General features: G+C 57.2%; 13 protein-coding genes. 7 read left to right on the top strand and 6 right to left on the bottom strand.

The window, feature by feature from the left end; translation table 11 throughout:
- Positions 1 to 129: 129 nt before the first annotated feature.
- On the bottom strand, positions 130 to 420 hold the full coding sequence (locus EXR70_05040) for a hypothetical protein (GenBank protein ID MSP37837.1): 291 nt from the start codon (positions 418 to 420) through the stop codon (positions 130 to 132).
- A 9-nt stretch (positions 421 to 429) separates the two neighbouring features.
- On the bottom strand, positions 430 to 870 hold the full coding sequence (locus tag EXR70_05035) for a hypothetical protein (GenBank protein ID MSP37836.1): 441 nt from the start codon (positions 868 to 870) through the stop codon (positions 430 to 432).
- 545 nt (positions 871 to 1,415) lie between these two features.
- Here EXR70_05035 and EXR70_05030 point away from each other — a divergent pair.
- The 5 genes from EXR70_05030 (at position 1,416) to EXR70_05010 (ending at position 6,803) form a co-directional block, all read left to right on the top strand.
- Complete coding sequence (locus EXR70_05030; protein MSP37835.1) at positions 1,416 to 2,684, top strand: hypothetical protein; 1,269 nt, start codon at positions 1,416 to 1,418, stop codon at positions 2,682 to 2,684.
- Between the two features lie 8 nt (positions 2,685 to 2,692).
- Entirely contained in the window at positions 2,693 to 3,586 is an 894-nt protein-coding gene (locus EXR70_05025; GenBank protein MSP37834.1) for a zinc ABC transporter substrate-binding protein, read from the top strand.
- Between the two features lie 32 nt (positions 3,587 to 3,618).
- Positions 3,619 to 4,440 carry a metal ABC transporter permease gene (locus EXR70_05020; protein MSP37833.1) on the top strand — a complete coding sequence of 274 codons (822 nt, stop codon included), beginning with the start codon at positions 3,619 to 3,621 and terminating at the stop codon, positions 4,438 to 4,440.
- A gap of 196 nt (positions 4,441 to 4,636) precedes the next feature.
- The gene (locus EXR70_05015) at positions 4,637 to 5,809 is read left to right on the top strand and encodes an adenosine deaminase (GenBank protein MSP37832.1); all 1,173 of its coding nucleotides are present in this window, start codon (positions 4,637 to 4,639) and stop codon (positions 5,807 to 5,809) included.
- 67 nt (positions 5,810 to 5,876) lie between these two features.
- Positions 5,877 to 6,803, top strand: coding sequence for an LLM class flavin-dependent oxidoreductase (locus tag EXR70_05010; GenBank protein MSP37831.1), 927 nt, complete (start codon positions 5,877 to 5,879; stop codon positions 6,801 to 6,803).
- Here EXR70_05010 and EXR70_05005 read toward each other — a convergent pair.
- The gene (locus EXR70_05005) at positions 6,800 to 7,204 is read right to left on the bottom strand and encodes a hypothetical protein (protein ID MSP37830.1); all 405 of its coding nucleotides are present in this window, start codon (positions 7,202 to 7,204) and stop codon (positions 6,800 to 6,802) included. The genes EXR70_05010 and EXR70_05005 overlap by 4 nt on opposite strands.
- A gap of 167 nt (positions 7,205 to 7,371) precedes the next feature.
- Between EXR70_05005 and gloA the strand changes: the two genes are divergently transcribed.
- Positions 7,372 to 7,764 (top strand): lactoylglutathione lyase, encoded by a 393-nt coding sequence (gloA, locus tag EXR70_05000; GenBank protein MSP37829.1) that lies wholly within the window; start codon positions 7,372 to 7,374, stop codon positions 7,762 to 7,764.
- A gap of 32 nt (positions 7,765 to 7,796) precedes the next feature.
- Entirely contained in the window at positions 7,797 to 8,162 is a 366-nt protein-coding gene (locus EXR70_04995) for a cupin domain-containing protein (GenBank protein MSP37828.1), read from the top strand.
- Positions 8,163 to 8,174: 12 nt separating this feature from the next.
- Here the strand turns inward: EXR70_04995 and EXR70_04990 are convergent, their stop codons facing one another.
- The 3 genes from EXR70_04990 to EXR70_04980 form a co-directional block, all read right to left on the bottom strand.
- Positions 8,175 to 8,879: a hypothetical protein gene (locus tag EXR70_04990; GenBank protein ID MSP37827.1), complete on the bottom strand. Its 705-nt coding sequence runs from the start codon at positions 8,877 to 8,879 to the stop codon at positions 8,175 to 8,177.
- 10 nt (positions 8,880 to 8,889) lie between these two features.
- Positions 8,890 to 9,447, bottom strand: a complete 558-nt coding sequence (locus EXR70_04985; protein ID MSP37826.1) for a hypothetical protein — start codon at positions 9,445 to 9,447, stop codon at positions 8,890 to 8,892.
- Between the two features lie 74 nt (positions 9,448 to 9,521).
- Positions 9,522 to 10,256, bottom strand: a complete 735-nt coding sequence (locus EXR70_04980; protein MSP37825.1) for an alpha/beta fold hydrolase — start codon at positions 10,254 to 10,256, stop codon at positions 9,522 to 9,524.
- Positions 10,257 to 10,321 lie beyond the last annotated feature (65 nt).

Raw genomic sequence — 10,321 nt, 5'->3', positions numbered from 1 at the left:
TGCTCTGCTTTTTCTTTCTCGCCCACGCCAAACTCGCAAACGTTGTCTGCTCCCCCACGCTCTTTCCTCCCGCCTCACCTTGTCGGTCTTTCTGCTCTTCGTTATTAGACGACTTGCTAGATGACTTGTTCAGAGATTCCTTAAGTAGCTGTACGCTTTCAAAAATGCTTCTTGGGAGAGATCCTTGGCGTCTTCGCGATTGCGCGCGAAGCCAAAGGCGATATGATAGGCACGCTGCTGATGGCGCTCGACCAGCTCTTCAAACGCCCGGCGCTCGCCCTGTTGGGCGCGCGCCACCAATGCCTCATCCCCAGAGTTCGACAATGCGTTGCTCTCCGTTGCTATTTCCGTCGCGCGCCGAGGATTGAGGGCAGGCCGGCGGAGACGAGCGAATCCTGCCGCCGGCGTTAGCGTAGCCATCTGCGCCGCCTAATTCTTCAGGGCATCTTTTACGTCGCGGCGAAATTCCCGGCGATCCTGACGCAGCTCGCGGCGGTCGCCTTTGATTTCGCGGCGATCTTTAGCGAGATCACGTTTGTCGTCGGCGATCTCTTTGCGGTCTTGGCGAATTTCCTTACGGTCTTGAGCGATCTCGGTTTTGCTCGCGCCGCTCTTCAAATCCCGGCGCAGTTCCTGGCGGTCGCCGACCAATTCTTTGCGGTCGTTGTGTAACTCTTTGCGATCGCCTTTGATCTCGCGGCGATCTTCGCGAATGTCGCGTCGGTCGCCTTTGATCTCACGCCGGTCGTGGCGCAGTTCATGTTTCTCGGCCGGGGTGATTTTACCTTCCGCCGCCATCGAAGCTGTTCCAGTCGTTGCCACGGCAACCGCCAGTAATCCCGCGCCAACCAACATCAGTGACTTATTCATAGCAGAATCTCCTTGTTTTTGCGTTCATATTAGCCCTCATGCGGATTAGACGGCGGAGGCCGCGGGAGGTTTACCTACGCTTTAAAAGCTTCCAAATAGAGAACTTGCGGGTGCAATCGCGGAATTGACAAGGTCTGGGCAAAGGGCTATCAAACTTTATGTCCCAAGTGCCTCAGCCGTTAATCAATCTCCATGGACGGCGCTTTGTCGGTTTGTTCCTGTTTCTGGCGGTATTCTTCCTGCCGCTCCATTTTCACGTCGCGGTGGCGGCGCCCCACGTCGCCAAAGAATGCGGTTGTCTGCATGGCAGCCGGACTGAAGCGGGAATCGCCGCGTTGCCATCGCTCGCGTTAGCGGTCGTCGAATACCGGTCTGTCGAGTTTATCTCCCAGTCCGAGTTCGTCTTTCATGTCATTAGTAACAAAGCCAGTCGCGCCCCCCCGAGTTTCCTCTCCCTTTAGTTCCACGGTTCATTGGCAAATTTTTTTACCAGCATCTCACCCATGGGTGGAATGCCGGCAGTGTTTTCATTGGAGGTTAGACTTATGGTTTCAATTTTCAGCAAACTTTGCGGGTGTGGCGTATTGGCGGTTTGCCTGCTCGCACCGGCGGTGGGCCAGGCTCAAGACAGCGTCATCGACGCATTGAAACGGCAAATGGGCGAGATGCAGGCGGCGATGAAACAAATGGCCGAGCGGCTCGAGCAGCTGGAAAAAGAGCGGGCCGCCAACGCTGCCAATGCCAACCCGCCGGCCGAGCCGCAGCCGGTGGTGGCGAGCGCGCCGGCGAGCGGCAAGGGCGCGCTTAACGCTTTCAATCCGGCGATCAGCGTCAACGGTTTGTTCGGCGGCGGCTACTCGTCGAAGTCGCCGTTCACCGAGCGCTGGACGGACGGCAATTTTCACAACGGTTTCAATTTTCAGGAAGCCGAGTTTCAATTCACCGCCGATGTCGATCCCTATTGGAAGGCCAACTTTATTTTAGCCGTCGACCGCGCCGGTAAAGTCGACATCGAGGAGGGTTTCGTCACTTCCGAACAGTTGCCCTACGACCTGCTGCCCCGCGACACCGGACTCAAGCTAGGAAAGTTCTATGCCGGTTTCGGCAAGCACAATATTTTGCACACCCATCAGTTTCCTTTCATCAACCGGCCGCTGATCAGTCAAGCGGTGTTCGGCGACGAGGGATTGCGCGAGCCCGGCATGGGCATTTCTTACTTGCTGCCGTCGCCGTGGTTTTCCGAGCTGACCTTTCAAGGCATGGCCGGCGAGAACGACGGCTTGTTTCGTAACGGCGCCGACTCCAAGCGGCGCGGCGCTTATCTTGGCCACTGGAAGAATTTTGTCGACTTGACCGACTCGACGACGGTGGAACTCGGCAACTCGTACATCGCCGGGCGCAACTCCGACGCCGGTCATCGGTTGTCCCAGGCGATCGGCGTCGATCTGACGATGAAGTGGCGGCCGCTGCAGCAGGCGACCGAGAGAGCGCTGATCTGGCAGAACGAATATATTTATTTCAACCGCGAGCGGGAGCGCGATCCGTCGAGCCGCGGCGGCGGTTTGTATTCGTCGTTGCAGTATCAGTTCGCGCGTAATTGGTGGATTCAAGGGCGTTACGATTTGCTCGGCGTGCCGAAACTCGACGACGGCCGGAAAAATCGCTGGACGACGTTGTTGGCGCTGGTGCCGAGCGAGTTCTCGGCTCTGCGCCTGCAACACAGCTACACTACTCAAAATAACGCCAAGGCGGTGAATGAAGTTTTATTACAAATGAACTTCACCATTGGTTCCCACCCGGCGCATCAATATTAGGAGAAGCGATGAAATTTTTCCTGACATTATTTTTTTCGCTGTTATTGCTGGCTTCGGTTGCGACGGCCGCGGAGCCGACCGCAGTTGTTACCACCACCTCGGACATCGCCGCCATCGTCAAAGCTATCGGCGGCGATCGGGTCACGGTGGAAAGCATCGCCAAAGGCTATCAAGATCCGCATTTTGTCGAAGCCAAGCCGAGTTACATTCGGGTGGTCAACCGGGCGCGCATGCTGTTCAACGTCGGCCTCGAGTTGGAAGTCGGTTGGTTGCCGCTGTTGATTCAAGGCGCGCGCAATCCGTCGATGATCGTCGTCGATTTGTCCACGGGAATCGCCGTGCTGGAAAAACCCACCGGGCCGCTGTCGCGGGCGCAGGGCGATGTCCATCCGTTCGGTAATCCGCACTACTGGCTCGATCCGCGCAACGGCGTGATTGTGGCGCGCCGCGTGTCTCAGGAATTAAAAGCAGTGGCCGGCACTGATAGCGCGCGGTTCGAACAGAATCTAAAAAACTTCGAGAGCGAGATCGCCACCAAGCGCAAACGTTGGGAAGAGCAGATGGCGCCCTTTCGCGGAACGCAGTTGGTAACTTATCACAAGGAGTGGGAGTATTTATTAAACTGGTTGGGGCTCGGCGTGGTCGGCTACGTCGAGGATAAGCCGGGAATCCCGGCGACGCCGCGCCATTTGGAAGAGTTGATCCAAACCATGCAGCAGAAAAAAATCAAAGCGCTGTTGGCGAGCAACTATACCAGTCCGAGCGTGCCCAAGGCGGTGGCCGATAAGACCGGCGCCAAGCTCGTGACGCTCGCCTCCTCGGTGGGCGGCGAGGACACTATTAAAACTTACCCCGATCTGTTCGACGCTATCGTCGGCAAACTCAGCGCCGCGCTAAAGTAAGGGATTGTTCCGTGAGTGAATTTTTCGCGATCATGGCCGCGCCCTTCGCGGCGAGTTTGATTCTCACCGGGTTGCACGCTTATCTCGGACTACATGTGGTGCGGCGCGGCGTGATCTTCGTCGACATCGCCCTGGCGCAAATCGCCGCGCTCGGCGCCACCGTGGCGTTTCTATTTGGCTTGGACATCCACGGCGGCGAAGCCTACTGGTTTTCCCTCGCCTTCACTTTGCTTGGCGCGTTGATCTTTTCGCTCACCCGTTCGCGCCGCGCGCGCATTCCGCAAGAAGCGTTTATCGGTATCGTCTACGCGGTTTCGGCGGCGGCGGCGATTCTGGTCGTCGACCGCGCGCCCGGCGGCGCCGAGCATGTCAAAGACATACTCGTCGGTTCGCTCTTGTTCGTGCAGTGGAGCACGGTGGTGAAGACGGCGTTGCTTTACGGCGCTATCGGCGTGCTGCATTATCTTTGGCGCAAGCCCCTGTGGGAAGTGTCCGAGACCGACGAGTGGACGAAGACCCAAGCACCGCGGCCGTGGAAGTGGGATCTATTTTTCTACGGCACCTTCGGTTTCGTCGTCACATCGAGTGTCGCCATCGCCGGTGTCTTGCTGGTGTTCTCTTATTTAGTTGTGCCGGCGGTTTGCGCCATGTTACTGGTGGGAAGGAGCGAGGGCGGCAAGATCCAAGTCGGTCGCAGTGTCTCGGTCGCTTGGCTGGTCGGTTTCGGCGTCAGCGTGATCGGTTGCTACTTCTCGTACTTTTGGGATTTGCCCACCGGCGCGACCATCGTCGTGACTTTCGGTGCGGCGCTGGTGCTGATCGGCATCGTCCGCAAATTGTTGTCGCTGGCTTAGTCATATGCTTCTAAGGCTAACTTGTTCTTGAGTAGTGGTTTATTTTCGAAATCCGAAGTAGGGGCGACCCCCTGTGGTCGCCCGGTTCGGAGGGCAGACACGGGGGTCTGCCCCTACATCGGACGATTCGTTCATATCAACGTGAACCGCTACTAGCTATTGATATCGTGTGCGCGAAATCTTAGTAAACTGAATCATGTCCACCATTCTGATCAAAAACATCGGCACGCTGGCGACCGGCAAGTTGGAGAGTCCGTTGCGCGAGGCGGATTCCATATTCATTCGCGACGGCATCGTGCAAGCGATCGGCACCGGCCTGAATCAAGCCGCGGATCAAACCATCGACGCCAACGGCATCACCGCCATTCCTGGCTTGATCGATTCGCACTCGCACCCGTCCATCGGTGAATACACGCCGGCGCAGAATTCTATCGGTTGGATCACCAACTATATGCATGGCGGCGTGACGGCGCTGATTTCCGCCGGCGAGTTGCATTTGCCGGGATTGCCGTTGCCTCCCGACGCGCGCACGGCGTTGTCCGTCGCCATCGTGACTAAGAAATGCTACGACAACCTGCGCCCGTCGGGCGTAAAAGTGCATGCCGGCACTTTACTGTTAGTTCCGGGCTTGACGGAAAAAGATTTTGACGAGATTCAGTCCCTCGGTATCAAGCTAGTTAAATTTATTTTTTACGATTACAGCTTGCTGCCCAACGGCGAAGCCAATCGTTACGTCGACTGGGCGCACGCGCGCGGCATTAAAGTCAAGATTCATTCCGGCGGCGTGTCGCGCTCCGGTGTCAGCCAAATCGCCGGCTTCGACATGGTGCAAAAAATCCGCCCTGACATCATCGGCCACATCACCGGCGGGCCGATTCCGATGGCCGAAGCAGACATGATCCGCATCGCCAACGAGACCGACTGCTTCATGGAAATCTGCACGTCGGGCAATTATCGCTTGGCTCTGAGCCTCGCCCGTGTCGTCAAAACGCAAGGCTTGCATCAGCGCGTGCTCATCGGCACGGACACGCCGGGCGGCACCGGCATCGTGCCGCGCGGGATTTTGCGCGAGATCGCTTTTCTTTCTTCCGTCGGCGAGATCGAACCGGAGAAAACCATTTGCATGGCCACCGGCAACGTCGGCCGCGCCCATGATTTGAATATCGGTACTATCGAGGAAGGGCGCCCCGCCGATATTGTCCTGCTGCACAAGATCACCGGCTCAGTGTCGAAGGACGCTCTCGATTCTTTTGCCAAGGGCGATCTACCGGGAATTTCTTATGTGATCATCGACGGTGTTGTCCAAGTCGCCGGGCGCAGCCAACAGACGCCGCCGCCGGAGCGGGCCGCCAGCGAGAGTTGTTGTTAAAGGAGACTTTATCGTGAGCGCATTCGAATTTGGCGTCGGCCTGTTTCCCACCGAGCCGCTGCAAAAAATGATTCACCTGGCCAAGGTCAGCGAAGAAGTCGGCTTCAGCCACATCTGGGTCGGCGATTCGCATCTGATTTGGCGCGAAGCTTACATCAATATGGCGGCGATGATGCTCAACACGACAAAAGTGAAGTTGGGCACCGGCGTGACCAATCCGTTGACGCGCCATCCGTCTGTAGTCGCCAGCGGTTACGCGACATTGGAAGAGTACGGTCCTGGCCGCATGATCGTCGGCATCGGTCTGGGCGACAGCTCGGTGGAAACCATGGGCATGAAGCCGTCGACGCTGGCGAATTTCGAAAAGTCGCTGCAGCAGATGCGCGAATTATTCGCCGGCAAAGAAGCTGAGTTGCCGACGGGAAAAATTCACTTGCTGCATCCGTGCAAAAACCAAGTGCCGATCTACATCGCCGCCAGCGGGCCGAAGATGCTCGAACTTTCCGGCCGCATCGCCGACGGCATTATCGTGTTGGTCGGCGTCGCCGACGATTACATCGCTCACGCCAAAGAAAAAATCGCCGCGGGGGCGAAAGCGGCAGGGCGCAAGCTCGAAGACATCAATTTAGTTTTGTGGGTTCCCTGCGCGGTTTCCGAAACGGCCAATGCCAAGGACGCGGTCAAAGCCCACGTCGCCCGCGTGGTCGCCCATCCGCTGCCCTACGTGCTCGATCCCAGCGAACAGAAAGTTTTGGAAGAAATTCGCAAGACCTACGACTATTACCATCACATGGATCAGCAGGCGAATCACGCCGAAGTGATCCCCGACTGGCTGGTCGACAAGTTCGCCATCGCCGGTACGGTCGATCAGTGCCGCGCGCAGATCGCGCGCATCAAGAAAACCGGCATCCAACAGATCGCCATCATTCCCTACAGCCCGCCGGGCGGCAGCAGGGAAGAGACGATCCGCGGATTTGCCAAGGCGATGAATTAACGGCGGTGTGGACTTCGCTTCGGGCGTGTGGGTGACGCGGCGGGAAGTGGGCCGGCGGCAATGAGTCTTCGCCTGGCGGGTTCGACGATCAAATTCAGTCCTTCGAGCGTGTGCGCTCCCAAAAGTTGCAGGTCGCCGGGTTCGGCAAAGACCACTTCGTCAATGGTAAAAAACTTGTCGAGGCGGATGATCGCGAAGCCCGCGCTGCGGGTGACTTCTTGGCCGTTTGCGAGGACAAATCGTAGGTCCTTTTTTTCTCGACCGATGCCGATCCGTTCCAGCATACGCTGAGACACCCAGGTAAATTCACTTCCCGTGTCTACCAATAGTTTTGGAATGACGACGGATTTGGACCGATCCGCTGGGTTTTCGAATTTGCATCTTGCGTAAAAGGTTCCCATGGCGAAACTACCTCGTGCTTGGGATTTGATCTATATTGCGCTCGTAACCGTTGACCGGTTACAGCAGAAAATCTACTGTTTACCATACGCAATGTAAAGCCTGCGGAGAGCCGCTGGTTTGGCTAATCGTCAAAGTGCAATGATGGGTATGGTTACCGGAGGAAAACATGAAAATCGTCCACACGATGATCCGCGTCAACAATCTCGACGAGAGTTTGAAGTTCTACTGCGACGGACTCGGCATGACACTGCTGAAGAAAAAAGATTACGAGTCGGGTCGTTTTACCAACGTGTTCGTCGGCTACGGTTCGGAAGCGACCGATGCGGTCATCGAGCTTACTTACAACTGGGACACTCATGCTTACGATATCGGCAACGGATTCGGCCATATCGCTCTCGGCGTGCCGGACGTCTACAAAACTTGCGACGACCTGCGCGCTAAAGGTGTCAGGATCGTCCGCGAACCGGGGCCGATGAAACATGGCAGCGGCGCGGGCGCCATCGCTTTTCTCGAAGATCCTAATGGCTACAAGATTGAGCTGACGACGCGGGCCGAATAATTTTCGGCGACAGCGAAAAGTCGACAGTCTTTATGGCAAAGATAATTTCCTCTCCCACCGTCATTCCCGCCGCCGGCGAGCCGCCGAAGATTATCGAAGAATTTATCGGTGTGGTGAATTCGCAAACTTCCGCTGTGAGCATCGCTAAGATGACCAGCCCTTGCGGTTGGCGCGAGCCGGGGCAGACGCCGGAGTTTGACGAGTATACAATCGTGCTGCGCGGCGAGTTGCAAGTTGAGACGCGCGACGAGGTTTACAAAGTCGCGGCGGGGCAGGCGATCGTCGTGCACGCCGGCGAATGGGTTCGTTACGGCACGCCGGGGCCGGTGGGCGCGGAATACATCGCGGTCTGTTTGCCGGCGTTTTCGCCGTCGACGGTTCATCGCGATGCGCAGTGAGCGCGGCTCGTCTCAATATTTTTGGTGATCGACCTGTTCGATGGGGATGCGGCTTTTGGCAACTTTGGTTCGCGCCGATGACTTGACGACAAATTTTTGCCCAGCTTCGTCGTAGCGCGATTTGCTCGCCGTTTTCAGTCCAGTGAGAAAATCGGTGTGCTGTTCGATCAACTCGCCATTGGCGCGGTCGCGGTCGGCGCGATCGAGCTCGATGAGCAGGAACTTGCCGATCTTTTTGTCGTGGCGGAAGCGAAAGGTCTGGTCGACGACATTTCGCGAGCCATGGTCTTGTTTGACGATCAAGATGCCCTTATCGATGGCGACGTGGGCGGGAGCTTCCTTCACGCCATAAAGCGCGCCGCCACAGGTCACGCACTGGAGCAAGCGGTCGGCGATGGCGGCGCGGCGCCATTGATCGTTCTTGCCGCGAAACAAAATGATCAGCGCCCGTTGTTTCTCTCCGGCGTCGGCCGCACTGTTAGAAGTCTTACTCTGGACCAATTTCAAAACCACGTCGGGCAGACTATCGCGATTCAAATCGCCGACGATTTGTTCCTCGATAGTCCAACCCGCCGGAACGAATTGGCGCGGCGACTTTGCCGTGAGCGGAATGCGCGCTGGGGTTAGCAAGGGTTTGCGCTGCTGCGCCGCCGTCGCGATCGAGCCAGACAACAACAGCGCCAGTGTCAACGAGAAAATGATTTTATCCCGATGCATGAGTGAATTCTCAAGTTGTGTGGCTGAGCGCGGCGTAGTACGCCTTACCGTAGGTGGCGATCAAGTTGGCTTTGTCGAGACCGTTGATGATCCGCCGCGCGTTTATCCAATCTTCCTTGCTCGGGTTGAAATAGGCGGCGAGTTTCACGCCGGTGAAGCGTCCTTCCATCATGCCGAAAAATAAAACTTGCGTGGCGACAGTGAGGCGCAGCGCTAGCTCGGGATGGTTCACCAAGTCGACGCCGAGTTTTTTGCCCATGGTTTGGTAGTTCACTTTCCAAGTCAGCTGGACGAAGCCGCGGCCGTAGTAAACTTGCTTGGTCGCGGGATCGGCGACGCCGTATTCGCGCCCCTTGCCCTTGCCGTACTCTTCGATCGGCTGCATGGTTCGGTCGGTTTCATGATGGGTAGTGGCGAGCATGTAGGCCAACCAGCGGTCGTCTCTGTTGGCGTACTTGCCATCCCACTGGTCGAGAATCGCCGTCAGGCCGTCGACCTGGCTTTGTTTGAGTTTGCCGTCGAAGAGATGGCCGCGGACTTGTTCGAAAAAAAACTTGCGATTGATCATATGGCCTCGTTGTCGATGAATGCCTGCCTTATAGTGCGGCGCCGAGAAAAAAGCTAGGGAGTGGCGCGGCTAACTCATTTCAACATTTGGGTTATGCGATGATCGGACTGTAGGCTAACCTTGGCGAGCCGCTGGGCGATGATCTTATAAACTTCCGGTGAAAATCCCATGCCGAGATGGGTGGTAGTGACTTCGACATGTTCGATGTCTGGCGTTTGCCGGTCGATGCAGGCTTGCCACGCGACGATGGCATCGGCACGCGAATAGATCGCCGTTACTGGCACTTGCAAGAGCGAGCTGAGATTACGCCGATCGATTTCGGCGGCGATGGCGTCGAGGTCCAGGCCGCGGGTGCGATAAAGCGCCGCCACGGAAGTGTACTTTGGCCCACCGATAACGGGCGTGCCCAAGGTAATTACTTGACGAATCAGTTCCGGACGTTCGCGCGCGAGTTCGCGCGCCAAGTAGCCGCCGAAGCTCCAGCCGATGAGCGCAACTTTTTGCTCGCTACGCCGGGAAAACGAGGCGAGCCGTTTCAACACACGCGGCAGCAGATCCGGAACCTCGCCGCGGTTACAGCCCAAGCCCCAACCGCGGGCGCGGTAGCCGAGCAAGCGAAGATAGCCTTTGAGAATCGTCGTCGACCAGTCACCGGTGCCGTAACCGGGAAGAATCAGCACGGGCGCGCTGGCGCCGCGCGGCTGGCAGGCGAGAATCGGCATTCGTAGCAACAAACGTGGCAGTTCGATCAATCCGCGCACTTCGCGATACACGCCGGAAAAAGCTGGAGGTTCGAAGTTGTCGGTCATCTGGGCTGACTGTACTGCGGTCACGCGAACAAATGAAGAGCACGGTTTTTGCCTTTGCGCTTTTT

This window comes from Deltaproteobacteria bacterium, from assembly GCA_009692615.1.
Taxonomy (GTDB): domain Bacteria; phylum Desulfobacterota; class Binatia; order UBA9968; family UBA9968; genus DP-20.
The sequence above is the reverse complement of the archived record's forward strand: the minus strand, read 5'-3'. Positions and strand labels throughout refer to the sequence as shown.